Origin of the sequence: Cellulosimicrobium sp. SL-1 (genome assembly GCF_011033075.1) — a bacterium.
In the GTDB taxonomy this organism is placed as follows: Bacteria; Actinomycetota; Actinomycetes; order Actinomycetales; family Cellulomonadaceae; genus Cellulosimicrobium; species Cellulosimicrobium funkei.
In genome coordinates this window covers 30928-56877 of the sequence record NZ_JAACJC010000005.1, presented here as the reverse complement: position 1 = coordinate 56877, position 25950 = coordinate 30928, and the positions used below count along the sequence as shown (strand labels likewise).

Annotated in this window: 22 protein-coding genes; 10 read left to right on the top strand and 12 right to left on the bottom strand. The window is 74.0% G+C overall.

Annotated features, from left to right (window positions below; translation table 11 throughout):
* The first annotated feature begins 260 nt into the window (after window positions 1-260).
* Together GWJ10_RS08730 and GWJ10_RS08725 are read left to right on the top strand one after the other, a co-directional pair.
* Window positions 261-2870 carry a phosphoenolpyruvate carboxylase gene (locus GWJ10_RS08730; protein ID WP_228485421.1) on the top strand — a complete coding sequence of 870 codons (2610 nt, stop codon included), beginning with the start codon at window positions 261-263 and terminating at the stop codon, window positions 2868-2870.
* 325 nt (window positions 2871-3195) lie between these two features.
* Window positions 3196-3561 carry an STAS domain-containing protein gene (locus GWJ10_RS08725; RefSeq protein WP_021482430.1) on the top strand — a complete coding sequence of 122 codons (366 nt, stop codon included), beginning with the start codon at window positions 3196-3198 and terminating at the stop codon, window positions 3559-3561.
* 54 nt (window positions 3562-3615) lie between these two features.
* On the opposite strand, the gene ppgK is transcribed toward GWJ10_RS08725, so the two are convergent.
* Window positions 3616-4413 carry a polyphosphate--glucose phosphotransferase gene (ppgK, locus tag GWJ10_RS08720; RefSeq protein ID WP_021482429.1) on the bottom strand — a complete coding sequence of 266 codons (798 nt, stop codon included), beginning with the start codon at window positions 4411-4413 and terminating at the stop codon, window positions 3616-3618.
* Window positions 4410-5315, bottom strand: a complete 906-nt coding sequence (map, locus tag GWJ10_RS08715) for a type I methionyl aminopeptidase (protein ID WP_114552959.1) — start codon at window positions 5313-5315, stop codon at window positions 4410-4412. The genes ppgK and map overlap by 4 nt, the downstream gene beginning before the upstream one ends.
* Window positions 5316-5384: 69 nt before the next feature.
* Here map and GWJ10_RS08710 point away from each other — a divergent pair, with 69 nt between their 5' ends.
* Genes GWJ10_RS08710 through GWJ10_RS08700 form a run of 3 tightly spaced genes read left to right on the top strand, consistent with a single transcriptional unit; the run spans window position 5385 to window position 6519 of the window.
* Complete coding sequence (locus GWJ10_RS08710) at window positions 5385-5606, top strand: hypothetical protein (RefSeq protein WP_043653514.1); 222 nt, start codon at window positions 5385-5387, stop codon at window positions 5604-5606.
* On the top strand, window positions 5603-5854 hold the full coding sequence (locus GWJ10_RS08705; RefSeq protein WP_163186905.1) for a hypothetical protein: 252 nt from the start codon (window positions 5603-5605) through the stop codon (window positions 5852-5854). The genes GWJ10_RS08710 and GWJ10_RS08705 overlap by 4 nt, the downstream gene beginning before the upstream one ends.
* Complete coding sequence (locus tag GWJ10_RS08700; protein WP_163186903.1) at window positions 5851-6519, top strand: N-acetylmuramoyl-L-alanine amidase; 669 nt, start codon at window positions 5851-5853, stop codon at window positions 6517-6519. Before GWJ10_RS08705 ends, GWJ10_RS08700 begins: the two co-directional genes overlap by 4 nt.
* Before the next feature lie 21 nt (window positions 6520-6540).
* Here the strand turns inward: GWJ10_RS08700 and panB are convergent, their stop codons facing one another.
* Together panB and GWJ10_RS08690 are read right to left on the bottom strand one after the other, a co-directional pair.
* Window positions 6541-7389: a 3-methyl-2-oxobutanoate hydroxymethyltransferase gene (gene panB / locus GWJ10_RS08695; RefSeq protein ID WP_076405463.1), complete on the bottom strand. Its 849-nt coding sequence runs from the start codon at window positions 7387-7389 to the stop codon at window positions 6541-6543.
* A 55-nt stretch (window positions 7390-7444) separates the two neighbouring features.
* On the bottom strand, window positions 7445-9148 hold the full coding sequence (locus GWJ10_RS08690) for an NAD+ synthase (RefSeq protein WP_061268588.1): 1704 nt from the start codon (window positions 9146-9148) through the stop codon (window positions 7445-7447).
* A 116-nt stretch (window positions 9149-9264) separates the two neighbouring features.
* Here GWJ10_RS08690 and glnA (GWJ10_RS08685) point away from each other — a divergent pair, with 116 nt between their 5' ends.
* Both glnA (GWJ10_RS08685) and GWJ10_RS08680 read left to right on the top strand, forming a co-directional pair.
* On the top strand, window positions 9265-10602 hold the full coding sequence (glnA, locus tag GWJ10_RS08685; RefSeq protein ID WP_021483141.1) for a type I glutamate--ammonia ligase: 1338 nt from the start codon (window positions 9265-9267) through the stop codon (window positions 10600-10602).
* Complete coding sequence (locus GWJ10_RS08680) at window positions 10599-13754, top strand: bifunctional [glutamine synthetase] adenylyltransferase/[glutamine synthetase]-adenylyl-L-tyrosine phosphorylase (protein WP_163186901.1); 3156 nt, start codon at window positions 10599-10601, stop codon at window positions 13752-13754. The genes glnA (GWJ10_RS08685) and GWJ10_RS08680 overlap by 4 nt, the downstream gene beginning before the upstream one ends.
* Before the next feature lie 20 nt (window positions 13755-13774).
* Here the strand turns inward: GWJ10_RS08680 and GWJ10_RS08675 are convergent, their stop codons facing one another.
* The gene (locus GWJ10_RS08675; protein ID WP_163186899.1) at window positions 13775-14482 is read right to left on the bottom strand and encodes an NAD(P)-binding domain-containing protein; all 708 of its coding nucleotides are present in this window, start codon (window positions 14480-14482) and stop codon (window positions 13775-13777) included.
* Between the two features lie 23 nt (window positions 14483-14505).
* On the opposite strand from GWJ10_RS08675, the gene GWJ10_RS08670 reads away from it, so the two are divergent.
* Window positions 14506-16101 (top strand): SLC13 family permease, encoded by a 1596-nt coding sequence (locus GWJ10_RS08670; protein ID WP_206153658.1) that lies wholly within the window; start codon window positions 14506-14508, stop codon window positions 16099-16101.
* 120 nt (window positions 16102-16221) lie between these two features.
* Entirely contained in the window at window positions 16222-17955 is a 1734-nt protein-coding gene (locus GWJ10_RS08665; RefSeq protein WP_163186897.1) for an NAD(P)/FAD-dependent oxidoreductase, read from the top strand.
* Window positions 17956-18054: 99 nt separating this feature from the next.
* Here the strand turns inward: GWJ10_RS08665 and GWJ10_RS08660 are convergent, their stop codons facing one another.
* The gene (locus tag GWJ10_RS08660) at window positions 18055-18972 is read right to left on the bottom strand and encodes a glycoside hydrolase family 19 protein (protein ID WP_076405453.1); all 918 of its coding nucleotides are present in this window, start codon (window positions 18970-18972) and stop codon (window positions 18055-18057) included.
* Window positions 18973-19151: 179 nt separating this feature from the next.
* Complete coding sequence (gene glnA, locus GWJ10_RS08655) at window positions 19152-20576, bottom strand: type I glutamate--ammonia ligase (RefSeq protein ID WP_076405451.1); 1425 nt, start codon at window positions 20574-20576, stop codon at window positions 19152-19154.
* Window positions 20577-20838: 262 nt separating this feature from the next.
* Here glnA (GWJ10_RS08655) and GWJ10_RS08650 point away from each other — a divergent pair, with 262 nt between their 5' ends.
* Window positions 20839-21315 carry an RDD family protein gene (locus tag GWJ10_RS08650; protein WP_163186894.1) on the top strand — a complete coding sequence of 159 codons (477 nt, stop codon included), beginning with the start codon at window positions 20839-20841 and terminating at the stop codon, window positions 21313-21315.
* 107 nt (window positions 21316-21422) lie between these two features.
* Here the strand turns inward: GWJ10_RS08650 and GWJ10_RS08645 are convergent, their stop codons facing one another.
* The 5 genes from GWJ10_RS08645 to GWJ10_RS08625 all read right to left on the bottom strand — a co-directional run bounded on the left by GWJ10_RS08645 (window position 21423) and on the right by GWJ10_RS08625 (window position 25884).
* Complete coding sequence (locus GWJ10_RS08645) at window positions 21423-22166, bottom strand: DUF4191 domain-containing protein (protein ID WP_021480396.1); 744 nt, start codon at window positions 22164-22166, stop codon at window positions 21423-21425.
* 10 nt (window positions 22167-22176) lie between these two features.
* A complete protein-coding gene (gene lipA, locus GWJ10_RS08640) occupies window positions 22177-23187 on the bottom strand; it encodes a lipoyl synthase (protein ID WP_163186892.1) in 1011 nt (336 codons plus the stop codon).
* A 106-nt stretch (window positions 23188-23293) separates the two neighbouring features.
* Window positions 23294-24616: an MFS transporter gene (locus GWJ10_RS08635; RefSeq protein WP_163186890.1), complete on the bottom strand. Its 1323-nt coding sequence runs from the start codon at window positions 24614-24616 to the stop codon at window positions 23294-23296.
* 83 nt (window positions 24617-24699) lie between these two features.
* Window positions 24700-25371: a lipoyl(octanoyl) transferase LipB gene (gene lipB / locus GWJ10_RS08630; RefSeq protein WP_163186888.1), complete on the bottom strand. Its 672-nt coding sequence runs from the start codon at window positions 25369-25371 to the stop codon at window positions 24700-24702.
* Window positions 25372-25380: 9 nt separating this feature from the next.
* Window positions 25381-25884 (bottom strand): MarR family winged helix-turn-helix transcriptional regulator, encoded by a 504-nt coding sequence (locus GWJ10_RS08625; RefSeq protein WP_061269194.1) that lies wholly within the window; start codon window positions 25882-25884, stop codon window positions 25381-25383.
* Between the last annotated feature and the right edge of the window lie 66 nt (window positions 25885-25950).

The window sequence follows — 25950 nt, the reverse complement described above, 5'->3', positions numbered from 1 at the left end:
CCTCCTGCGGTGCGCCCGGGCTGCGCCCCACGACCCCGGGCCGACCCGTGCTCGACCAGCGATCACCCCTCGGACGTCTCGACGTCCCCTGACGGTCAAGGAATACTCTCGTCACCGTGAACGACCTCTCCCCTTCGGAACTGTCCCCGTCCCCGGGTGCTGCCGACGGCCCCGACCGGGTCTCCGCCGACGTCTCCGACCTCCCCGACGACACCGGGCACGCCGGGCGCGGCCTCGCGCGCCACGACGTCCCGGGCCCGCTGCGCGACGACGTCCGCCTGCTCGGCGGCCTGCTGGGCACCGTGCTGCGCGAGACGGGCGGCCAGGACCTGCTCGACGACGTCGAGCGGCTCCGCGAGCTCTCGATCCGCGCGTACGACGACCGGTCGGGCGCGGTGCTCGCCGAGGCCGAGGCGCTCGTCGAGGGCCTGTCCATGGCGCGCGCCGAGCAGGTCGCCCGGGCCTTCACCTGCTACTTCCACCTCGCGAACCTCGCGGAGGAGTACCACCGCGTGCGCGTCCTGCGCGAGCGCGAGGCGGAGTTCGCGACCCGCGCCACGACGCCCGACGACTCGCTGCCCGAGGCGTTCGAGCAGCTCGTCGGCGAGGTCGGACGCGAGGAGGCGCTGCGCCGGCTGCGTCGCCTCGAGTTCCGCCCCGTGCTCACCGCGCACCCCACGGAGGCGCGCCGTCGTGCGGTCTCCGGCGCGGTGCGGCGCATCGCGACGCTCCTCGACGAGCGGGACGCGCAGCGCCTCGGCGGCACGTCGCTCGCGGAGAACGAGCGTCGTCTCCTCGCCGAGATCGACACGATGTGGCGCACCGCCCCCATCCGCGAGCACAAGCCGTCGGTCCTCGACGAGGTGAAGACGGCGCTCGGCGTGTTCGACGCGACGATGTTCGACACGTTCCCCACCGTCTACCGCCGCCTGGACGACTGGCTGCTGGGCGACGAGGCGGGGCGCGAGGAGCCGCTCGTGCGGCCGTTCGTCAGCCTGGGCACGTGGATCGGCGGCGACCGCGACGGCAACCCGAACGTCACGGCCGACGTCACGCGCCAGGCCGCGGCGATCGCCGCCGACCACGCGCTCGCGGCGCTCGAGCAGCAGGCGCGCGCCGTCGGGCGCAAGCTCACGCTCGACCAGGACGGCACGCCGCCGTCGGACGGCCTGCGCGCCCTGTGGGAGCGCCAGCGCCGGCTCTCGGAGGCGGTCACCGTCGCCGCGTCGGAGGCGTCGCCGCGCGAGCCGCACCGTGCGGTCCTGCTCGTCGTCGCGGACCGCATCGCCGCGACGCGGGCCCGCAACGCCGACCTCGCCTACCCGAACGCCGAGCAGCTCGAGTCCGACCTGCGCGTCGTCCAGGAGTCGCTCGTCGCGGCGGGCGCGCCCCGCGCGGCGTACGGGGACCTGCAGCAGCTCGTGTGGCAGGTCGAGACGTTCGGGTTCCACCTCGCGGAGCTCGAGGTGCGCCAGCACTCCCAGGTCCACGAGGGGGCGCTCGCCGAGATCGCGGAGAAGGGCCTGCACGGCGACCTCTCCGACCGCACGCGCGAGGTGCTGGACACGTTCCGCGCGCTCGGCGCGGTCCAGCAGCGTTACGGCATCCGTGCCGCACGCCGCTACATCGTGTCGTTCACGCAGAAGCCGGAGCACCTGGCGGCGGTGTACGAGCTCGCGGAGCTCGCGTTCGAGGGCTCCGACGAGGCGCCCGTGGTCGACGCGATCCCGCTGTTCGAGACCTTCGCCGACCTCCGGGCGAGCGTCGACATCCTCGAGTCCATGCTCACGCTGCCGCAGGTGCAGCGTCGGCTCGCCGAGAACGGGCGCCGCGTCGAGGTCATGCTCGGCTACTCGGACTCGTCGAAGGACGTCGGCCCGGTGTCCGCGACCCTCGCCCTGCACGACGCGCAGAGCCGCATCGCGCAGTGGGCCGAGCGCCACGACATCACGCTCACGCTGTTCCACGGCCGCGGCGGCGCCCTCGGCCGCGGCGGCGGCCCGGCGAACCGTGCCGTGCTCGCCCAGCCCCCGGGCTCGGTCGACGGCCGCTTCAAGCTCACCGAGCAGGGCGAGGTCATCCTCGCGCGCTACGGCGACCCGACGATCGCGTCGCGCCACATCGAGCAGGTCGCCGCGGCGACGCTGCTCGCGTCGGCGCCGTCGACGGAGAAGCGCAACGCCGAGGCGACCGAGCGCTACCGCGACCTCGCGGCCGCGCTCGACGAATCGTCGCGCCGCCGGTTCCACGAGCTCGTGCGCGCGGACGGGTTCCCGCAGTGGTTCTCGCAGGTGACCCCGCTCGAGGAGGTCGGCCTCCTGCCGATCGGCTCCCGCCCGGCACGTCGCGGCCTGTCGGTCTCGTCCCTCGACGACCTGCGCGCGATCCCGTGGGTGTTCTCCTGGTCGCAGGCGCGCATCAACCTCGCGGGCTGGTACGGGCTCGGCACGGCGCTGCGCGACTTCGGCGACCTCGAGCTGCTGCGCGAGGCGCACCGCGAGTGGCCGCTCTTCGCGACGCTGCTGGACAACGTCGAGATGTCGCTCGCCAAGACGGACGAGCGCATCGCCGAGCGGTACCTCGCGCTCGGGGACCGCGACGACCTCGCGCAGGCGATCCTCGACGAGCTGCGCCTCACGCGCGAGCAGGTCCTCGCGGTGACGGAGAACGCGTGGCCGCTCGCCGGCCGGCGCGTGCTGGGCCGTGCGGTCCAGCTCCGCAGCCCGTACGTCGACGCGCTCTCGCTGCTCCAGGTCCGCGCGCTGCGCGGCCTGCGCTCCGGCGCGGAGGGCCCTGTCAAGGACGAGCTCCAGCACCTGCTGCTGCTCACCGTCAACGGGGTCGCGGCCGGCCTGCAGAACACCGGCTGAGGTCCGGCGCCCGCCACGACGGCCGTCACGTCGACCCGCGACCGGGTCCGTGGCGGCCGTCGTCGTCTGGACAGCCGTCCAGTTGTTGAATGAATCCTCAACCATCGCCCGGGTGAACGGCCGCCCACGGGGGTCTGGGTAAAGTCTTCGCCAGAGGCCTACCAGCCGCCGCTATCCGTGGGGTACTCTGGCGACGACCGACCACGCCGGAGTCCTGCTGTCGCCCGACGACGTACGAGAGCAGGGGCCGACAGGTCGGGGCGTCGGGCAGGAGGCGCGGCACTCGTCGGGGTGGGCGAGGCAAGGCGGGACGAAGGGCGGGGCAGTGTTGGTACAGGAGCTCGAACGCAGCGACACCGGGGCAGGGACGGGCGGCATCCGGCTGCTCGAAGAACGCGACGCGAGCGTCGTGGACATGTGGGGCGAGATCGACGTCGCCCTGCGCAGCGAGGCGAGCGCCGCGCTCGCCAACGCTCTCGAACGCGACGTACCCGTGGTCATCGACACGTCCAAGGTGACGTTCATGGACTCGACGGGCATCGCGTTCCTCGTGCAGTTCTACACGATCGGCTCCGAGGAGGGGCTGTCCGTGACGCTGCGCAACCCGCCGACGGTCGTCACCGACGTCCTGGAGATGCTCGGCGTCATCGAGATCTTCGGCACCGAGCACCACGAGGTCAGCCCGGCCTGAGGGCCCCGGCGAGCCCGGCCCCCCGGGACCGGGCTCGGACCGTGGGCACGATCGTCAGACGGCGTCGGCCGCGAGCGACGCGGCGCCCACGATCCCGGCCGCGTTGCGCAGCTGGGCGGGCACGATCGGCGCCCGCAGGTGCAGCAGCGGCAGGAAGTGCTCGTGCTTCTTGCTCACGCCGCCGCCCACGACGATGAGGTCGGGCGAGAACAGGTCCTCGACGACCCCGAAGTAGCGCTGGAGCCGCTCGGCCCACTGCGCCCAGTCGAGGTCCTCGCGGTCGCGCGCGGCGTCGGAGGCCCGCGTCTCGGCGTCGTACCCGTCGATCTCCAGGTGGCCGAGCTCCGTGTTGGGGAGCAGGTGGCCCTCCACGAGGATCGCGCTGCCGATGCCGGTGCCGAGCGTCGCGACGAGCACGACGCCGTCCGCGTCGCGCGCCGCGCCGTAGCGCACCTCGCCCACGCCCGCGGCGTCGGCGTCGTTGACGGCGACGACGTGCCGTCCCGTCTCGCGCGCGACGAGCGCCGGGAGGTCGACGCCCGTCCACGACTTGTCGAGGTTGGCGATGAACCGCACGACGCCGTGCTGGAGCGGGGCGGGGAACGCGACGCCGATCGGCACGTCCTGCGGGAGGTCGTAGGCGCCCACGAGCTCGGCGATCACCTCCGCGACGGCCTGCGGCGTCGACGGCTGGGGGGTGGGGATGCGGTGCCGCTCCTGCGCGAACTCGCCCGTGGCGAGGTCGACCGGGGCGCCCTTGATGCCGCTGCCGCCGACGTCGATGCCGAAGGCGGTGCGGGGGCGCGGACGGTCCGCGGGGGGTGCGGCGTGCGAGTCCTGGTGGGCGTTCATGGCAGTGTGAGGATCTCCGCTCCGTCGTCGGTCACCAGCAGCGTGTGCTCGAACTGCGCGGTCCGCGAGGCGTCCGCGGTGACTACCGTCCACCCGTCGTCCCACATCCGCCACTCGGACGTGCCGAGCGTCAGCATGGGCTCGATGGTGAAGACCATCCCAGGCTCGATCACGGTCGCGTGGTCGGGCGCCGCGTCGTAGTGCGGCACGACGAGCCCCGAGTGGAACGCGCGCCCCACGCCGTGGCCCGTGTACTCGCGCACGACCCCGTACCCGAAGCGGGCGGCGTAGCGCTCGATGACACGACCGACGACGTTGATCTGGCGGCCGGGCGCGACGGCCTTGATGCCGCGGGCGAGCGCCTCGCGCGTGCGCTCGACGAGCAGCGCCGACTCCGGGTCCACCTCCCCGACGGTGAAGGTGGCGTTCGTGTCGCCGTGCACGCCGCCCACGTAGGCGGTGATGTCGACGTTGACGATGTCGCCCTCGACGAGCTCGGTGGAGTCCGGGATGCCGTGGCACACGACCTCGTTGAGCGAGGTGCACAGCGACTTGGGGAACCCGCGGTAGCCGAGCGTCGACGGGTAGGCGCCGTGGTCGAGGAGGAACTCGTGGCCCACGCGGTCGAGCTCGTCCGTCGTGACGCCGGGGGCGACGTGGCGCCCGACCTCGACGAGCGCCTGCGCCGCGACGCGCGAGGCGACCCGGATGCGCTCGACGGTCGCGGGGTCGTTGACCTCGCTCCCCTCGAAGGGTCGCGGTCCCGGCCGACCCACGTACTCGGGGCGCTCGATCGTCGTCGGGACCTGCCGCTGCGGCCCCACGACGCCCGGCGTCAGGGGACCACGGCGCCCGGGGCGTGGGGGAGCGGCGGCGTCGGGCGGGACGGGGGCGGTGCTCATGGCCGCCAGTCTACGAACGCGCGGGCGCCGTGGGCGGCCGGCCGGGCCGGGATGGGGGAGGATCGAGGCATGAGCACCGGATCACGCTTCAGCGACGACGGCGAGCCCGCGGCCGCGGACGGGTACTACTACGACACGCGCACCGGCGAGGTGCACCGCGGCCCGAGCGCGTCGTGGTCGCACCGCATGGGCCCGTACCCGACGCGCGAGGCCGCCGAGAAGGCCTTGGAGACGGCGCGCGAGCGCACCGACGCCTGGGACGAGGAAGACCGCCGCGAGCGCGAGGAGTGACCCACGCCCCACCGCCCGGCCCGCGCCGGGTGTGGTCGGGCCGTCTCGGCCTGCTCCTCGCCGGGCTGGCGGTGGGCGCGCTGACGTTCCTCGTCGCGCTGCAGGTCCGCGCCGTGTCGGGGGCCGACCCGACGACGGTCACCCCCTCGGGCGGGGCCGTGCCCGTCGCGCCGGAGCCCGCGCCGTCGACGGCGTCGCCCGACCCGACCGCCACGGAGACCGGGCGGCGCCCCCGCTCGCGGGCGTGACGGTCGCCGTCGACCCGGGGCACAACGGCGGGAACGGGGCGAACCCGCTCGTCGTGAACGCGCCCGTCCCCGACGGCCGTGGCGACACCAAGGCCTGCAACACCGTGGGGACGTCCACGGACTCCGGCTACCCGGAGCACGCGTTCACGTGGGACGTGGCGGGACGGCTCGCGGGACGCCTGACCGAGCTGGGCGCCGTCGTCGTGCTCACGCGCCCCGACGACGCGGGCGTGGGACCGTGCGTCGACGCGCGCGGCCGGTTCCCGCAGGAGAACGACGCGGACGTGCTCGTCTCGCTCCACGCCAACGGCACGGAGGACCGCCGCGCGCACGGGTTCTTCGCGATCGTGTCCGACCCGCCCGTGGACGAGGCCCAGGGGGAGCCGAGCGTCGCGCTCGCGCACGAGCTCGTGGCCGCGCTGACGGCGGCCGGGTTCGCGCCGTCGTCGTCGGTCGCGGCCGACGACGGCCCCGTCCAGCGGCGCGCCGACCTGGCGACGCTCAACCACGCCGAGCGGCCGGCCGTGATGCTCGAGCTGGGGGAGATGCGCAACCCCGACGAGGCCGCGGTCATGGAGTCGGAGGAGGGGCGCCAGCGCTACGCGGACGCCGTCGCGAGCGGCGTCGCCGCGTGGGTCGCCGACGGCGGTGCGGGCGCAGGGTGACCCGGTGCCCGCACCGGGTGCTCAGCGGGCGAAGCTGTGCGCGTCGTCGGGGAAGGTCCCGCCGCGCACGTCGGCGGCGTAGTCGGCCGCCGCCTGGCCGAGCGCGGCGCCGATCTCGGCGTAGCGCTTGGCGAACCGGGGCGACCAGTCCGTCATCCCGGCCATGTCGGTCCAGACGAGCACCTGGCCGTCGCACGCGGCGCCCGCGCCGATGCCGATGGTGGGGATGCGCAGGATCTCGGTGACGCGCGCGGCCACCTCGACCGGCACCATCTCGAGCACGACCGCGACGGCGCCCGCCTCGGCCACGGCGAGCGCGTCCTCGCTGAGGCGCTCCGCGGCGTCGTCGCCCCGCCCCTGGACGCGCGGGCCGCCGAGCAGGTTCTCGGACTGCGGCGTGAAGCCGAGGTGCCCGACGACGGGGATGCCCGCGTCCGTGAGCGCCTGGATCTGCGCCGCGACGCGGCGGCCGCCCTCGAGCTTGACCGCGCTCACGCCCGTCTCCTTGAGGAACCGGACGCCGGTGGCGAGCGCCTGCTCGGGGCCCGCCTCGTACGAGCCGAACGGCAGGTCCACGACGGTGAACGCGCGGCGCGCGGCGCGCGCGACGGCGCGGGCCGGGGGGATCAGGTCGTCGACCGTGACGGGCAGGGTCGACGCGTGCCCGTGCATCGTGTTGCCGATCGAGTCGCCGACGAGCAGCATGTCGATCCCCGCGTCGTCGAAGATGCGCGCGGTCACCGCGTCGTAGGCGGTGAGCATGGTGATCTTCTCGCCGCGCGCCTTGGCCTCGGCGAGGTGGTGCACGCGGACGCGGCGCGGTCCCGTGCCGCCGGTCGCGGCGGGCTCGGGGGCGGTGTGAGCAGACATGACGGCCTTTCCTGGGTGCGGGAGGGGGCGGACGACGCGCGGGGTGCCGGCGTCGTCAGGCGAGCGGCTCGCGCCAGCGGTTCGTGATCGGCAGACGGCGGTCGCGGCCGAACGCGAGCGCGGTGACCTTGGGGCCCGGCGGGTACTGGCGGCGCTTCCACTCGGCGCGGTCGACGAGCGTCACGACCTTGTCGACGACCTCGGGGTCGAACCCGCGGGCGAGGAGCTCGGCGCGTCCCTCGGCGTGCTCGATGTAGGCGTCGAGTACCTCGTCGAGCAGGTCGTAGGGCGGCAGCGAGTCCTGGTCGGTCTGGCCGGGGCGCAGCTCCGCCGACGGGGGCTTGGTGATCGACGACTCCGGGATGGGCGGGATCTCGCCGCGGTCGAGCGCGGCGTTGTTGCGCCAGCGCGCGAGCTGCCACACGCGCGACTTGTCGACGTCCTTGAGCGGCGCGAACCCGCCGATGCTGCCGGCGTCGTAGATCGTGGCGTACCCGGTCGCGAGCTCGGACTTGTTGCCGGGCGCGATGACGAGGTGGCCCTCGCGGTTGGAGATCGCCATGAGGATCACGCCGCGCACGCGCGCCTGGAGGTTCTCCTCCGCGACGCCCTCCAGTGCGAGCTCGCCCTGGAACGCCTCGACCATGGGCGCGATCGGCTGGACGCGGTAGTCCGCGCCGAGCCGCTTCGCGAGGTCGGCCGCGTCGTCCTTGCTGTGGTCCGACGAGTACCGCGACGGCATCGAGACGCCGACGACGTTCTCGCCCCCGATCGCGTCCGCGGCGACGGCGGCGGTGAGCGCCGAGTCGATGCCGCCCGAGACGCCGAGGACGACCGAGCGGAAGCCGTTCTTGCGCACGTAGCCCGCGAGGCCCGTCACGCACGCCCGGTACACCTCCTCGTCCGGGTGCAGCTCGGGGGCGCGCGGCCCGCGCGGGGCGCCGTCGGCGGGGAGCTCCCAGACGAGCAGGTCCTCCACGAACTGCGGCGACGAGGCGACCACCGTGCCCGCGGCGTCGGTGACGAACGAGCCGCCGTCGAACACGAGGTCGTCCTGGCCGCCCACGAGGTTCACGTACGCGACCGGGGCGCTCACCTCGCGCGCGCGGCGCGCGGCGAGGTCGGTGCGAACGTGCCCCTTGCCCTCCTCGTACGGCGACCCGTTGAGCACGAGCAGCAGGTCGAGCCCGTTGCCCGCCTCGTCGAGCGTCGCCATCTCCGCGACGGGGCCGCCGTCCTGCCAGATGTCCTCGCAGATCGCGATGCCGACGCGGCGCCCCTGGACCTCGACGACCGTCGTCGTCTCGCCGGGCGCGAAGATGCGGAACTCGTCGAACACGCCGTAGTTGGGCAGGTGGTGCTTGTCGTACGCGGCCTGCACGGCGCCGTCGCGCAGCACGACGGCGCGGTTGGTCGGCAGGTCGGCGGGGGAGCCCGAGGCCTCGCGCTCCGCGGCGCCCGCACCGCGCGGCGCGCCCGAGGTTCCCACGGTGCCGAGCACGACGGTGACCGCGCCCAGCCCCTCGGCGTCGAGCCGCGCCGCGATGTCCGCCGCGGCGTCCCACGCCGCGCGCCGGAACGACGCCCGCAGCGCGAGGTCCTCGATCGGGTAGCCGGTGAGGGTCATCTCCGGGAAGGCGACGAGCTGCGCGCCCGCGGCCGCGGCCTCCCGGGTGCGCTCGAGGACCAGGGCGGCGTTGCCGTCGAGGTCCCCCACGCACGTGTCGACCTGTGCCAGCGCGACGCGCAGATCAGCCATGCGTCCACCCTAGACGAGCAGGGCGGACGGCTCGTCCGGGGAACTGCCCCGCGGCACGACGTCCAGGACACGACCGTGTCACCCGTTCGTCACACGGATCAGGCAGGATGTACCGCATGGACAGGCAGCAGGAGTTCGTGCTCCGCACGGTCGAGGAGCGCGACATCCGCTTCATCCGGCTCTGGTTCACCGACGTGCTCGGCATGCTCAAGTCGGTGGCGATCGCGCCGGCGGAGCTGGAGTCGGCGTTCGCCGAGGGGATCGGGTTCGACGGCAGCTCGATCGAGGGCCTCACGCGCGTGTACGAGGCCGACATGATCGCCAAGCCGGACCCGACCACGTTCCAGGTGCTGCCGTGGCGCGGCGAGCGGCACGGTACCGCCCGCATGTTCTGCGACATCCTCACGCCCGACGGCGAGCCGTCCCTCGCGGACAGCCGCAACGTCCTCAAGCGTGCGCTCGCCCGGGCGAGCGACAAGGGGTTCACGTTCTACACGCACCCCGAGGTCGAGTTCTACCTGTTCAACCAGCCGGCGGACGCCGGGTCGCCGCTCGTCCCCGTCGACCAGGGCGGGTACTTCGACCACCTCGCGCGCGGGAGCACGCACGACTTCCGGCGCGCCGCGATCACGATGCTCGAGTCCATGGGCATCTCGGTCGAGTTCTCCCACCACGAGGCCGGGCCAGGGCAGAACGAGATCGACCTGCGCTACGCCGACGCGCTGACGACGGCCGACAACCTCATGACGTTCCGCACGGTCGTCAAGGAGGTCGCGCTCGAGCAGGGCGTGTTCGCGTCGTTCATGCCCAAGCCGATGGCCGACCACCCCGGCTCGGGCATGCACACGCACCTGTCGCTCTTCGAGGGCGACCGCAACGCGTTCCACGAGCCCGGCGCCCAGTTCGAGCTGTCCAAGACGGCGCGCCAGTTCATCGCGGGCCTGCTCGTCCACGCGGCGGAGATCACCGCGATCACGAACCAGTACGTGAACTCGTACAAGCGCCTGTGGGGCGGGGCCGAGGCCCCCAGCTACGTGTGCTGGGGCCACAACAACCGCTCCGCGCTCGTGCGCGTCCCCATGTACAAGCCGGGCAAGGGCAACTCGAGCCGCGTGGAGTACCGCGCGCTGGACTCGGCCACCAACCCGTACCTGGCGTTCGCCGTCATGCTGGCCGCCGGGCTCAAGGGCATCGAGGAGGGCTACGAGCTCCCCGAGGAGACCGAGGACGACGTCTGGGAGCTCACCGACGCGGAGCGTCGTGCGCTCGGCATCAAGCCGCTCCCGCAGTCGCTCGACGAGGCGATCCGCATCATGGAGGGCTCCGAGCTCGTCGCCGAGACGCTGGGCGAGCACGTGTTCGACTTCGTGCTGCGCAACAAGCGCCAGGAGTGGGACGCGTACCGCGCGCAGGTCACGCCGTTCGAGCTGAAGCGGTTCCTCCAGGTCCTGTGAGCGGGTCCACGACGACGTCCGGTCGGTCCGGCGGGTCCCGCCGGCCCACGCTCACGGGTCGGCTCGCGCGGTTCGGCTTCGCCGACATCACGCGTTCGGCCGGCCTGCTCGCGGACCCGGACCTGGCGCTGCTGCTCGACCCGGGTGCCCGGTCCGTCGACGGTCCCGAGGCCGGCGCCGCCGACCCGGCGGGCGTCGTCGACGACGAGCTGCTCGCCGCGTTCGGCCAGGCCGCCGACCCGGACCTCGCGCTCCTGCAGGTCGTGCGGCTCGCGGGCGCGCTGCGCCCCGACGTCGAGGCGCGCGGTGCGCTCGCGGACCTCGCGCGCGGCACCCTGCGGCCCGGCCCGGCCCGCGACCGGCTGCTCGCGGTGCTCGGGGCGTCGGTCGCGCTCGGCGACGACGTCGTGCGGCGCCCCGCGCTGCTCGAGGTCGTCGCGGACCCGGCGCCGGGCACCGGGGTGGCCGCGGGCGACGTGCGGGCGGAGCTGCTGCGCGCCGTGGGCGCCGACCCGGACGCCGCCGTCCCGGTCGCGGCCGAGCCGGGGCCCGAGCGGGTCGACGCGCTGCGCCGCGCCTACCGCGAGCGGATCCTGCGCATCGCGGCGACCGACCTCACCGTCACCGACCCCCTGACGCGCATGCCCGCGGTCGGTGCGGCCCTGGCCGACCTCGCCGCCGCCGCGCTCGAGGGTGCGCTCGCCGTCGCGCGCGCGGAGCTCGACGACCACGGCGCGGGGGTGCGACTCGCGGTCATCGGCATGGGCAAGTGCGGGGCGCGCGAGCTCAACTACGTCTCCGACGTCGACGTGATCTACGTCGTCGAGCCCGCCGACGGCTACGACGAGGAGCACGCCACGACCGTGGGGGCGCGCCTCGCGACGAGCCTCGCGCGCGTGTGCTCCGGCACGTCCGGCGAGCCCGCCCTGTGGCAGGTCGACGCCGCGCTGCGCCCCGAGGGCAAGCAGGGGCCGCTCGTGCGCACGCTCGCGAGCCACGTCGCGTACTACGAGCGCTGGGCCAAGACGTGGGAGTTCCAGGCGCTGCTCAAGGCGCGCACCGTCGCGGGCGACCGCGAGCTCGGGCGCGCGTACGAGGAGGCGATCGCCCCGTTCGTGTGGTCGGCCGCGGGTCGCGAGAACTTCGTCGAGGACTCGCAGGCGATGCGCCGCCGCGTCGAGGCGCACGTGCCCGCGGCGGAGGCCGACCGCCAGCTCAAGCTCGGCAAGGGCGGCCTGCGCGACGTCGAGTTCACCGTGCAGCTGCTCCAGCTCGTGCACGGGCGGTCCGACGACTCGATCCGCAGCCGCAGCACCCTCACCGCGCTCGCCGAGCTCGCCGCCGCCGGGTACGTGGGGCGCGAGCACGCGGCGCGGCTCGGCGTCTGCTACCGGTTCCTGCGCTCGCTCGAGCACCGCATCCAGCTCTTCCGGCTCCGGCGCACGCACCTGCTCCCGACGGCCGACGACGAGCTGCGTCGTCTCGCCCGGTCGCTCGGCATGCGGACCGAGGGCGCGGCGGGCCTCACCGAGCGGTGGCGCGCGACGCGGCGCGAGGTGCGCGGCCTGCACGAGGAGATCTTCTACCGGCCGCTCCTGCCGGTCGTCGCGCAGCTCTCGCCGGACGAGGTGAGCCTGGCGCCGGAGGCCGCGAAGGCCCGCTTCGCCGCCATCGGCTACCGCGACCCGGCGGGTGCCATGCGGCACGTCACCGCGCTCATCGAGGGCGTGAGCCGTCGCGCCGCCATCCAGCGTCAGCTCCTGCCCGTGATGCTCGGCTGGTTCGCCGAGGGTGCGGACCCGGACGCCGGGCTGCTCGCGTTCCGCACGCTCTCCGAGACGCTCGGCACGACGCACTGGTACCTCCAGCTGTTGCGCGACTCCGGGTCCGCGGCCCAGCGGCTCGCGCACCTCCTGGCGAATTCGCGCTACATGGCCGACGCGCTCGGCCGGTCGCCCGAGTCCGTGCGCTGGCTCGCGGGCGACGCGGACCTCGTCCCGCGCGGCATCGAGCGCCTCGCGGCGGAGACCGACGCGATCCTCACGCGCGCCGACGAGGTCGAGCCGGCCACGGTGAGCCTGCGCGCCGTGCGGCGGCGCGAGCTGGCCCGCACGGGCGCCGCCGAGCTGCTCGGGGTCGTCGACCCGGTCGACGCCGCGCGCAGCATCTCCGACGCGGCGGACGTCGTGCTCGCGGGCGCGCTCCGGGTCGCGGAGTTCGTGGCGCGCGAGGAGCTCGGGTACGACGCGCCGGACCCGTCGTCCGCGCCGGCGCGCCTGCTCGTCGTCGCGATGGGGCGCCTCGGCGGCCGCGAGATGGGCTACGGCTCGGACGCCGACGTCATGTTCGTGCACGACCCCGCGCCCGGTGCGGCCGGCGACGCCGCCCAGGCGTACGCGCTCGCCGCGGCGACGCGGCTGCGGCAGCTGCTGTCCGCCGTCGGGCCGGAGCCCGCGCTGCCCGTGGACGCCGACCTGCGGCCCGAGGGGCGCAACGGCCCGCTCGTGCGCTCGCTCGCGTCCTACACCGAGTACTACGAGCGCTGGTCCAGCGTGTGGGAGGCGCAGGCGCTGCTGCGCGCGCGGCCCGTCGCGGGCGACGTCGCCGGGCTCGGCGAGGCGTTCACGCGCGTCGTGGACGACCGGCGCTACCCGGCCGGAGGTCTCGACCTCGCGCACGTGCGCGAGGTGCGGCGCATCAAGGCCCGGGTCGAGGCGGAGCGGCTCCCGCGCGGGGTCGAGGCGTCGCGGCACCTCAAGCTCGGGCGCGGGGGAGTGTCCGACGTCGAGTGGACCGTCCAGCTCCTGCAGCTCCAGCACGCCCACGAGGTCCCCGCGCTGCGGACCACGTCCACGGTGGACGCGCTCGACGCCGCGGTCGACGTCGGGCTCGTCGACCCCGACGACGCCGCGACCCTCGGCGAGGCGTGGCACCTCGCGTCGCGCCTGCGCAGCGCGCTCGTGCTGTGGTCCGGGCGCACGACCGGCACGACGGTGGACGTGCTGCCGCACGACCGCTTCGCGCTCAACGGCCTCGCGCGCGTGCTCGACCTGCCGGGCGTGGACACCGGCGCCGAGCTGGAGGAGCACTACCTCCGCACGGCCCGCCGGGCCCGCACCGTCATGGAGCGCGTCTTCTACGGCGAGGACTGACCGCGGGCCGCGCGGGGCGGTCAGATCGTGCGCGGGGCGCGTGCGAGGTTGGCCCGCAGCTCGTCGGCGTCCTGGCGCGCGACGTACGCCGGGCGGTCGCGCTCGACGCGCCACGACTCCGCGAGCGGGCTCGTGTCGACGGTGTCGAAGCCGAGCTCGTCGTAGAACCGCTCGACCCACGCGGCGGCCTCGGGGAAGTCGCTCGACGTCGCCAGCGCGCGGCGCCCCGGCGTCCCGGCGGGCGTGCCGTCGGTCGTGATGTGCGCCGACTGGATGTGGTTGAACGCCTTCGCGACCTTGGACGACGGCAGGTGCTCCTGGAGCAGGCCCGACGACGTCGCCTCGCCGCGGTCGAGCGCGTCGACGTGGCCGTCGCGCTCCCAGTAGTAGTTGTTCGTGTCGAGCACGATCTTCCCCGCGAGCGGCTCGACCGGGATCTCGCGGTACGCGTGGAAAGGCACCGCCACGACGGCGACGTCGGCGGCCCGCGCCGCCTCCTCCGCGGTCGCCGCGCGCGCCCGCGGACCGAGCTCGGCGACGAGGTCGTCGAGCGTGCGGGGGTCGCGCGAGTTCGCGATGACCACGTCGTACCCCTGCCCGACGGCGGCCCGCGCCACCTGGGTACCGATGTTGCCTGCGCCGATGATGCCGAGAGTCGTCATGGTCATCGACAACGCACCTGCGGCGTCACTATTCCGCACGGCTCGCCGTCCGGGCCGCTGTGGCATCCTGACGTCCGAGAGGGGGCCCCATGATCGATCCGCTGGTCGCCACGTTCGCGATCCTGGCCCTCGCCGTCGTGGGCTTCATGACGAACCGCCTGCCGCTCGTCGTCGTCGCGCTCTTCGTGCCCGTCGCGCTGTGGGCGACGGGCGTGCTCCCGCTCGACGAGGCGCTGGGCGGCTTCAGCGACCCGATCGTCCTCTTCATCGCGTCGCTCTTCGTGCTCAGCGACGCGCTGGACTCCACCGGCGTCACGGCGTGGATCGGGCAGTGGCTCGAGCGGCGCGCGTCGCTCGGGCGCGCGGGCCTGCTCACGCTCATGGTGGGCGTCGCGGCGCTGCTCGCGGCGGTCATCAGCATCAACGGCGCCGTCGCGGCGCTGCTCCCCGTCGCGGTGGTCGCGGCGGCGCGCGCCGGGATCGTGCCGTCGCGCATGCTCGTCCCGCTCGCGTTCGCCGCCGGCGCGGGGTCGCTGCTCACCCTCACGGGCACGCCCGTGAACATCATCGTCTCCGAGGCGGCGGCCGAGGCCGGCGGCCGCGAGTTCGGCTACTTCGAGTTCGCGCTCGTCGGCGTCCCGCTCGTCCTCGCCACCGCGGTGCTCGTCGTGACCCTCGGCGACCGGCTGCTGCCCGAGCGCGTCCCCGAGCACCTCGCCGACACCGCGACCGACCCGCGCGAGCGCGTGCGCTCGTGGCGCGAGAGCTACACGCCCGACCTCGACACGGGCCGCCTGTTCACCGGCGGCACCGGGGTCGTGGAGGTGGTCATCGCACCCCGATCGACCCTCGTCGGGCGCACCGTCAGCCCGGGCATGACGACGCGCGACGAAGGGCTCGTCGTGGTCGCCCTCCGGCGGGGCGAGGCGCACGCGTCGGCGTCCGACGCCGAGCGGGCCTCCGGGACGCTGACCCTCCAGCCGGGCGACGCCGTGCTCGTGCGCGGGCCGTGGGACGCGCTCCACCGGTACACGCAGTCGCCCGACGTGCTCGCGGTCGACTCGGCGCGCAGCCTGCAGCGTGGCGTCCCGCTGAGCCGCGGCTGGCGCCGCTGCCTCGCCGTGCTCGTCGTGACCGTCGTGCTGCTCGCGACGGGCGTCGTGCCGCCCGTCATCGCCGGCCTGCTCGCCGCGGGCGCCCTCGTGGTCGGCGGGGTGGTCACCGTGCCGCAGGCGTTCCGTGCGATCTCGTGGGACACCGTCGTGCTCATCGCGGCGCTCATCCCGCTGTCCGCGGCGTTCGTCTCGTCCGGGGCGGCGGAGGCGATCGCCGGGCTCGTGCTCCGGCTCACGGGCGACGGGTCGCCGCGCCTCGCGCTGCTCGTGGTGTGCGTGCTCACGCTCGTGCTCGGGCAGTTCATCTCGAACGTCGCGACGGTGCTCGTCATGGCTCCCGTCGCGGTGTCGTTCGCGCAGACGCTCGACGTGAGCGTGCTGCCGTTCATGATGGCGCTCACGGTCGTGGGCGCGGCCGCGTTCCTCACCCCGATCGCCACCCCCGTCAACCTCATGGTCCTGCAGCCCGGCGGGTACCGGTTCGGCGACTACTGGCGCCTCGGCCTGCCGCTCGCCCTCGTCTTCCTCGCGGCCGCGGTCCTCTACGTGCCGCTCGTCTGGCCGTTCTGAGCCGCGACCCCGTGACCGTCCTGCGGTCGCCGTGGCACGACGTCGCAGGTCGTGGCACGGTATACCGCGTCGCGCGGGCACCGGGCCCGCGCCGACGTACCTGACACGGGGGAGTCGTCCATGGCGGAGACCACGAACGGCACGCTCTACGACGCGGTCGTCATCGGGGCGGGCTACTCGGGCCTGGCGATGCTGCACCACCTGCGCGAGATCGGTCTGTCCGTGCTCGTCGTCGACGCCGCGGACGGGATCGGCGGCACCTGGTGGGCCAACCGCTACCCGGGCGTGCGGACCGACTCCGAGTACCTCGCGTACGCGTACTCGTTCTCGCGCGAGGTGCGCGACGAGTGGGACTGGTCCGAGCGCTACCCGCGCGGCGAGGAGATCCGCGCCTACCTCGAGTTCGTCGCTGACCGGCTCGACCTGCGCCGCGACATCCGGCTCGGCGTCGCCGTCGAGCGGGCCGAGCACTCCGACGCGACGAACCTCTGGACCCTCACCCTCGCGGACGGCTCCCGGCTGCGCGCGACGTACGTCGTCTCCGCGACCGGCCTGCTCTCCCGGCCCCTGTACCCCCACCTGCCCGGGCTCGACACGTTCGAGGGGCCGGTCCACCACTCGGCCCGCTGGCCGCACGACGGCGTCGACCTGGCGGGCAAGCGCGTGGGCCTGCTCGGGGTCGGTGCCTCGGGGATCCAGATGCTGCCCGAGCTCGCGGCGGTGGCGGAGCACGTCACCGTCTTCCAGCGCACCCCCAACTACGTGCTGGAGACGACGAGCCCCGCCGTGACGGCCGACGAGCTCGCCGCCCTGCGCGCCCGCTACGACGAGGTCTTCGAGCGCGCCGCGCGCCACCCCTTCGGTGTCCCCATGGAGATCCCCACGCGGTCCGCGCTCGAGGTCGACGCCGAGGAGCGCCGCCGCGTCTTCGAGTCCCGCTGGGAGGCGGGCGGCTTCCGGTTCGCCAACGAGTGCTTCACGGACCTCGTGTCCAGCCCCGAGGCGAGCGAGCTCGCGTCCGAGTTCCTGCGCGGCAAGATCCGCGAGGTCGTCGAGGACCCGCAGACGGCCCGCCTGCTCACCCCGACGACGTACCGCTTCATGGGCAAGCGACCCCCGACGGGCCACGGCTACTACGCGGCGTACAACCGCGAGAACGTCGAGCTCGTCGACGTGCTGAGCACGCCGGTCACGCGCGTGACGCCGCGCGGGTTCGTCGTGGGGGGGGTCGAGCACGAGCTCGACGTGCTCGTGCTCGCCACCGGCTTCGACGCCATGACCGGGGCGCTCACGGCGTTCGACGTCGTCGGGCGGGACGGCATCACCCTGCGCGAGCGCTGGGAGCGCGACGGTCTGCGTACCTACCTCGGCATCTCCGTGCACGGCTTCCCGAACTTCTTCATGTCCCTCGGTCCGCAGACGCCGCTGTCCAACCTCACGGTGCCGGTCCAGCGCGGCGCGCAGTGGCTCCAGCGCGCGCTCGCGTACGCGCGCGAGCACGGCATCGACCGGCTCGAGGCCACGCCCGAGGCGGAGGAGTGGTGGCGCGCCGAGACGGAGCGCGCGGCCCGCGCGACCGTCATGTACGAGGAGGGCAAGAAGGCGGGCGCCTGGTTCGTGGGCGGGAACGTGCCCGGCAAGCGCGAGGAGATCGCCGTGTACCTCGGTGGCGGGCACGTCTACCAGGACGAGTGCGCCCGCGCCGCGGCCGAGCACTACGCCGGGTTCCGCCCCGGCGCGGGGCTGCCGTCCTCCCACGTCGTGCGGCCTGAGGATGACCCGGAGACTGCGTCCGACGCCGGTTCGGCGTCCGGGGCCGAGGACATGCCGTTGGCCGCCGGGGTCGGCGGCTGACCGGCGGGTGCGGTGCGCCCCCTGCGTGCACCGCACCCGCCGCTCACGCCGCCGGACGTGCTGCGGCCGACCGGCCGCCCACGCCGCGGTCCGGACCGCTCAGCAGGTCAGGCCCGAGCCCGGGGCGACGCCCAGCACCTCGGTGATCCGCACGTAGCGGTCCACGCGGGACTGCACCGACGCCGGGTTGCCACCGCCGCACTCGAGCGCCCCGTTGAGCGAGTTGATCGTCTGGCCGAAGCCCGCGCCGGACACCATCGCCTGGTGCGACGTCATCACGCCGGGTCCGTTCTGGGTGTTCCAGTACCAGAGCGCGGTCTGCCACGCGACGGACGGGTCCTCCTCGACGAGCCACGGGTCGTTGAGCAGGTCGAGGCCCAGGGCGTCGCCGGCAGCCTTGTAGTTGAAGTTCCAGCTGAACATGATCGGCCCGCGCCCGTAGTAGGCCGTCTGGCCCGCCGGGCAGCCGAACGGCTGGGAGTAGTCACACTTGATCCAGTAGTTCGCCTCGTTGATCTCCTTCACGTACCGGAGCCCGACCGACTCGAAGTCCGCGTGCGTGAGGAACGCCGCGGCCTCGCGCGTCCGGGTCTCCGGCGTCCCCGTGCTGGCGAACGCCGGGTACGCACCGAGCGCGTCGACGAACCCGTCGTACGTGTAGAACGGGTGCCGCTTCGGGAAGATCGCGTCGAACTCCGCGCGGCTCACCACGAAGTCGTCCCCGCCGCCCGTGCACCGGCCCGCGTCCACCCAGACGCTCGTCGACCCCGGCGTCTCGCGCTGGGTCCACCACCGCGCCGTCCAGTTCCGCCCGTGGTGCGACGCCGTCTTCCCGCCCGAGTACGCGGTCGTCGGTGACCACGTCGCGGCGCACGCGGCGGCGCTCGCGGGCTGGTCGGCGCTCGCGGGGGAGAGGCCCGTGCCCGCGCCCGCCGGGGCAGTGACGGACACGGCGAGGACCGCCGAGGTGAGGACGGAGACGACGGTGGTGAGGGCGCGCCGGAAGCGAGTGCTCATGAATCCCCCTGCTGTTGCGGGCGGCATCGTTACCGCCGCTCGCAAACCTAGCGCGAGGGGTGCTCCGGCGACAAGGGCATGCTCGTCGCACCACGCGGAACGGCGCCCGGCCTGCACCGGAGAGGTGCGGGACGGACGCCGTTCGCTGTCATCCTGGGCAGGGCCGTGAGGCCCTCCGATCAGATGTCGTAGTAGAGCTCGAACTCGTGCGGGTGCGGGCGCAGGCGGATCGGGTCGATCTCGTGGGTGCGCTTGTAGTCGATCCACGTCTGGATGAGGTCCGGCGTGAACACGTCGCCCTGCGTGAGGAACTCGTGGTCGGCCTCGAGGTTGTCCAGCGCCTCGGCGAGCGAGCCGGGGACCTGCTGGATCTGCGCGTGCTCCTCGGGCGGCAGCTCGTACAGGTCCTTGTCGATCGGCTCCGGCGGCTCGATGCGGTTCTTGATGCCGTCGATGCCGGCGAGGAGCTGCGCGGCGAACGCGAGGTACGGGTTGGCCGACGGGTCCGGCACGCGGAACTCGACGCGCTTCGCGGCGGCGGACGATCCGGTCACCGGGATGCGGATGCACGCGGAGCGGTTGCGGGCCGAGTAGACCAGGTTGACCGGGGCCTCGTAGCCCGGGACCAGGCGGTGGTAGGAGTTCACCGACGGGTTGGTGAACGCGAGCAGCGACGGCGCGTGCTTGAGCAGGCCGCCGATGTACCAGCGCGCGAGGTCGGAGAGACCGCCGTAGCCCTTCTCGTCGAAGAACAGCGGCTTGCCGTCCTTCCACAGGGACTGGTGGGAGTGCATGCCCGAGCCGTTGTCGCCGAAGATCGGCTTCGGCATGAACGTGACCGACTTGCCGGCCTCGAACGCCTCGTTGCGGATGACGTACTTGAACTTCATCAGGTCGTCGGCCGCGTGCAGCAGCGTGTTGAAGCGGTAGTTGATCTCCTGCTGGCCGGCGGTGCCCACCTCGTGGTGCGCGCGCTCGACCTCGAGGCCGACCTTCTCCAGCGTCGCGCACATCTCGTCGCGCAGGTCCGCGAAGCGGTCGGACGGGGAGACGGGGAAGTAGCCGCCCTTGTAGCGCGTCTTGTACGCGAGGTTGCCGCCCTCCTCCTCGCGGCCCGTGTTCCACGCCGCCTCGACGGAGTCGAGGTAGTAGAAGCTCGAGTGCTGGTTCGTCGCGAAGCGCGCCTCGTCGAAGAGGTAGAACTCGGCCTCGGGCGCGAAGAACGCCGTGTCGGCGATGCCGGTGGAGCGCAGGTACGCCTCGGCCTTGGCCGCGATGTTGCGGGGGTCGCGGGAGTACGGCTCGCCCGTGAACGGGTCGACGATGGAGAAGTTCACGACGAGCGTCTTGCGCTTGCGGTACGGGTCCACGAACGCGGTCTTGACGTCCGGCACGAGCTTCATGTCCGACTCGTGGATCGCCTGGAAGCCGCGGATCGACGACCCGTCGAACATCAGGCCGTCCTCGAACGCCGACTCGTCGAACTGCGAGACGGGGATGTTGAAGTGCTGCATGATGCCGGGCAGGTCGCAGAACCGGACGTCGACGAACTCGACGCCTTCGTTCCGCGTGAAGGCGATTGCCTCCTCCGCGTTGTTGAACATCCGTTGCTCCTTGATCGGGTGGTGCCGTCGGGCTGCGCGGCGGACGAGCCGCTGACGTGGCGCCCACGAACCTAGGCCGGGGCGGTTTCCCTGCGGTGTACCCCTTGTTTCGGTCGTGTTACGTCCCGCGTCCCCGTGTGACGATCGTGCGACACGAGGGCGCTCGGCAGCCGACGTGGGGTCGGTGTGCCGTTCGGCACGATACCGCCGTCCGGCCGCCGGCGGGCGGTCCCGTCCACCGCGTGGCACGTACGCTGGTCCCGTGGTTTCACGCGAGGACATGGGTTCGTGGCTCGAGGGCGCCCCGGGCGGCCAGAACAGCGGTCGCGGTGCGCGGCTCGGACTCCCGCCGGACGGCCCCGGCTCCCTCGCGACGCTCGGTCGGCGCGTCGTCGCGCTGGTCATCGACTGGGTCCTCGCGACCCTGGTCGCGTTCCTCTTCTTCCGGCCCGCCGCGCCGGGGTTCTTCGAGGGCATCTCGGCGCTGCCCGTCTGGTCGCAGCCGCTGGTCTTCGCGATCGAGAACGTGCTGCTCGTGAGCACGCTCGGGTTCACCGTCGGCCACCGCGTCATGGGGATCCGGGTCCGGCGACTCGCCGGGCCGGCCCGCATGGTGGGTCTCGGTCGCGGCGTGCTGCGCACGGTCCTGCTCTGCCTCGTCATCCCGGCGGTCGTGTGGGACGCCGACGGTCGCGGACTGCACGACCGGGCCGCGGGCACGGTCCTCGTCCGCTCCTGACCCCGGGCGGCCGGGGCGGCCGGATCCCTACCCCACGCACGACGACGCCCGGCCGGCAGAGGGAAGATCCTCGCCGACCGGGCGTCGGTCGTGGTGCAGGGGGTGCGTCAGCGCCCCTTGAGGCCCTTGCGGTCCGGGCGGGCCCGGGTCGGGTCGATCCCCTTGGGGATCGGCAGGCGCGAGACGCCGAGCGCGCGCAGGCGCTTGGAGACCTCCGCCGTCTCGGGCTTCGTGAGGGTCGGCTTGAGCTTCTGGACGGCGCGGGGGAGCTTGGGCAGCGCCACCTGGTCCTCGCCGTCGCCGACCTGGATCGTGGTGACCGGCACGTTCGGCAGCACCCGCGCGACGCGCTTGCGCTCGGCGTCGAGCAGCCGCTTGGCGCGGTGCGGCGGGCCCTCGCTCACGAGCACCACACCCGCGCGCCCGACGCCGCGGAACACGAGGTCCTGGGTGCGGGGGTCGATCGCGACGGGCTCCTCGTCGAACGTCCACCCGCGGCGGATCGTGCCGAGCGCGGCGCGCGCGGCGCCGGGCTGACCCTCGATCTGCTGGTAGGCGGCGCGCTCGGCGCGGCGCGTGAGGACGAACATCGCGCCCAGCGCCGCGAACGGGATGCCGACGATGAGCGTGTAGACCCACTGGCCCCACCACAGGCCGATGCCCAGCGCGACGGCGAGGATGCCGACGAACACGCCGAGCATGACCCACGTGACCGCCGGGTCCTGCTTGCGGGTCATCTGGTAGGCGGCCCACACCTGGTGGTACCAGCGCTGCTTCTTGGGCTTCTTCTGCTTCGCGACCTGCTCGCCGGCGGCGGGCGCGCCGGTGCTGTCCGAGTTCTTGCGGGCCATGCCGGTCAGTCTAGTGGGGCGAGCGGGCCAGCAGGCTCGCGGCCTCCTGGCGGGACGTCGTCGGCTCGGCGAGGTGCGCGAGCGCGGCGGGGATCTCCATGCCGCGGCGCGTCATGGCCTGGCCCCACAGCCGCCCGGCGCGGTACGACGACCGCACGAGCGGGCCGGACATGACGCCGAGGAAGCCGATCTCCTCCGCGGCGTCCGACAGCTCGACGAACTCCTCCGGCTTGACCCAGCGGTCCACGGGGTGGTGCCGCAGCGACGGGCGCAGGTACTGCGTGATCGTCACGAGGTCGCAGCCGGCGTCGTGCAGGTCCTGCAGCGCCTCCTTCGCCTCGTCGATCGTCTCGCCCATGCCGAGGATGATGTTCGATTTGGTGACGAGCCCCGCCTCGCGCGCCCGCGTGAGCACGGAGAGCGAGCGCTCGTACCGGAAGCCGGGCCGGATCTGCTTGAAGATGCGCGGGACCGTCTCGAGATTGTGCGCGAGCACCTCCGGCCGCGAGTCGTTCACCTCGTCGAGCAGCTCGGGGATCGCGTTGAAGTCCGGGATGAGCAGCTCGACGCCGGTGCCGGGGTTGAGCGCGTGGATCTGGCGGACGGTCTCCGCGTAGAGCCAGGCACCGCCGTCGGGCAGGTCGTCGCGCGCGACGCCCGTGATGGTCGAGTAGCGCAGGCCCATCGCCTGGACGGACTCCGCGACGCGGCGCGGCTCGTCCGCGTCGAAGTCGGCCGGCTTGCCCGTGTCGATCTGGCAGAAGTCGCACCGGCGCGTGCACTGGTCACCGCCGATGAGGAAGGTCGCCTCGCGGTCCTCCCAGCACTCGAAGATGTTGGGACAGCCCGCCTCCTCGCAGACCGTGTGCAGACCCTCGCGCTTCACGAGCCCCTTGAGCTCGGAGTACTCCGGGCCCATGGTCGCGCGGGTCTTGATCCACTCGGGTTTCTTCTCGATCGGCGTCGCGGCGTTGCGGGCCTCGACCCGCAGCATGCGCCGTCCTTCAGGTGCGATCGTCACGGGTGTCTCCCGGTCGTCGTGGCGAGTGAGCGCCGACGTCGCGCCGAGCAAACGGGCGGGCGGCACACCGTTCGGGTGCGCGCCCTGGTACGACGCCGGACTCCGGTCAGACTACGCGCTCGCGCTCGTCGTCTCCCGCGCGTCGCTCACCCTGTGGACGTGACGTCAACGACACCCCGGTCACCACGAGCAGGACCGCCGCGACGACCGGCAGCGCGAACGCGCTCGTCGTCGAGACGGTGTCGGCGAGCGCGCCGCCCCCGGACGCACCGATCGCGACGCCGACGACGTTCGCGCTGGCCACGAGCGTCATGGCCGACGCCGTCCGCCCGGCCGGCGCGCGCTCGCCCGCGACGGTGAACACGGTGACCATGACGGGCCCGACGAACAGGCCGGTCGCCGCCACGGCGACGACGACGGCGGTCAGCGAGCCGCCCGCGGCCGCCAGCACCAGACCGGCGGTGCCGACCAGAAGCCCGGCCGCGAACGTGATCCAGCGGCTGCGCAGCCCCCAGCGGCGGGGGAGGGCGACCACGGAGAGCGCGGTGATCGCGGAGCCGACGCCCATGACGGCGTACACGAGCCCCGCGCTGCCGGGCACGCCCGCGTCGCGGGTGAGCGCGGTGAGCGCGGCCTGGGTCCCGCCGAACAGGAGCCCCATGGCAAGCATCCCGACGAGGACGACCGCCTCGCGACGCACGAGCGCGGCCGTCCCGCCGTCCGCCGCATCGGCCGTCGCGGCGTGCGGGCCGTGGCCGTGCGGCGCGGTCGCGCGCGCCGTGGGGTGGAGCGCGAACGCGGCGCCGAACACGGCGATGCCGCCGGCCGCGGCGAGCACCGCCACCTGGGGCGAGCCCGCGGACGCGAGGACGCCCACGAGGGCTGGCCCCAGGACGAAGCTCACCTCGTCGGCCGTGCTCTCGTAGCTCATCGCCGCCTCGACGGTGCGGGGCTCGTCGGCCGCGAGACGCAGCCAGCGCACGCGGGCCAGCGGACCGACCTGGGGAGCGCTCGCGCCGGTCGCCGCCGCGGCGAGCAGCACCGCGGCCGTGGCGCCGGGCGCGGACGCCGAGAGGACGAGCGCCAGCACGGCGACGGTCGCGACCGGCACGCACACGAGCAGGACCCGGCGTTGGCCGACGCGGTCGGCGAGCGCGCCCTGGGTCGGGCCGCCGAGTGCCGTCCCGAGCGCCGTCGCGGCGGAGGCGAGGCCGCCGAGCGCGACCGACGACGTCGTCGACGACACGAGCAGCAACGTCCCGATGGTCAGCATGGAGAACGGCAGGCGCGCGAGGAACGCGACGGGGAGGAACGCGCGGCCCGCGAGCTGGGGGAGCCGGGCGTAGCTCGTGCGGACGGGAGCGCCGCCGGGCGGGGGAGGTGCGGGGGTACGGGGGCGCGACGTCGCGCGCGCGGGGGTGGTGGTCATGCGGTCCAGGTCCTCGGGGTACGTCCTACCGCGCGCCGACCCACCCGTACTCCGGCGCGCGAGGATTCCCTGGAGCCTCCAGCCTATCCCGCGAGCGCGGCCGGTGGGGCGTCCGGAGCGTCGGCCGCGAGCAGCGGCCCGAGTGCCGTCCCGAGCGCGTCGACGAGGAGCGGTGCGACCTCGGCGAGCGTGACCTCGCGGCCGAGCTCCGCCGTGAGCGACGTCACGTCGGCGTCCTCGATGCCGCACGGGACGATCCGCTCGAACCTCGACAGGTCGGGCACGCAGTTCAGCGCGAGCCCGTGCATCGTCACGCCGCGCGCGACCCGCACGCCGATCGCGCAGACCTTGCGCTCGCGGCGGGACGCGTCGGCCGCGACCCAGACCCCGCTGCGGCCCTCGACGCGCATCGTCGCGAGCCCGAGGCGGGTGCAGACCGCCATGACGGCCTCCTCGAGCGCCCGGACGTACGCGACGACGTCCACGGGCTCGGCGAGCCGGACGATCGGGTAGACGACTTGCTGGCCGGGACCGTGCCAGGTGATCTTCCCGCCGCGGTCGACGTCCACGACGGGCGTGCCGTCGTCGGGCCGGTCGGAGCGGTTCGTGCGGCGCCCGGCCGTGTAGACGTCGGGGTGCTCGACGAGGACGAGGGTGTCCGGCCGCGTGCCCGCGACGACGTCGTCGTGCACCGCGCGCTGCAGGTCCCAGGCCTCGTGGTAGTCCGTGATCCCCGGCAGCGCGAGCAGGTCCATCGGGCCAGGCTAACGCTCGTCGCCCGGTGTGCGGGGGAGGGTCTCGAGGAGCGTGAGGAGCGCCGCGCGCAGGGCGGCGATCTGGTCGTCGTCGAGGCCGCGGGTCGCGAGGTCCTCCGCGGGGCGGCGGCGCGCCGCGGCGAGCCCGGCCACGCGGCCGGCGTCGGTGATGGCCACGGCCCGACGGCGGCGGTCGGCCGGGTCGTCGGTGCGCGTCACGTAGCCGGCCCGCTCGAGCCGCGCCACGATCCGGCTCATGGTCTGCTCGGTGACGCCCGACTCGTCCGCGAGGACGCGCTGGGACCGAGGCCCGGACAGCAGGTGCATGAGCACGGGGAAGCCGGCGTGGTTGAGGTCCCACTGCCCGAGGTGGGCGTTCCACTCCCGTTCGATCCGGCGCGCGACGGCGAAGAGCAGCCGGCCGGTGGCCCACTCCTGGGGGTCGCCGGGGGTGGGGTCGCCGACGTCCGGGTCGACGTGCGGCCCGGTGCGGTCCCTCGGTGCAAGCTCCAACGTGCATTCCTCCCTCCACCATGGCACCATTCCTCAGCATGCTGAGCAATCGGACGGGCGGGTTCC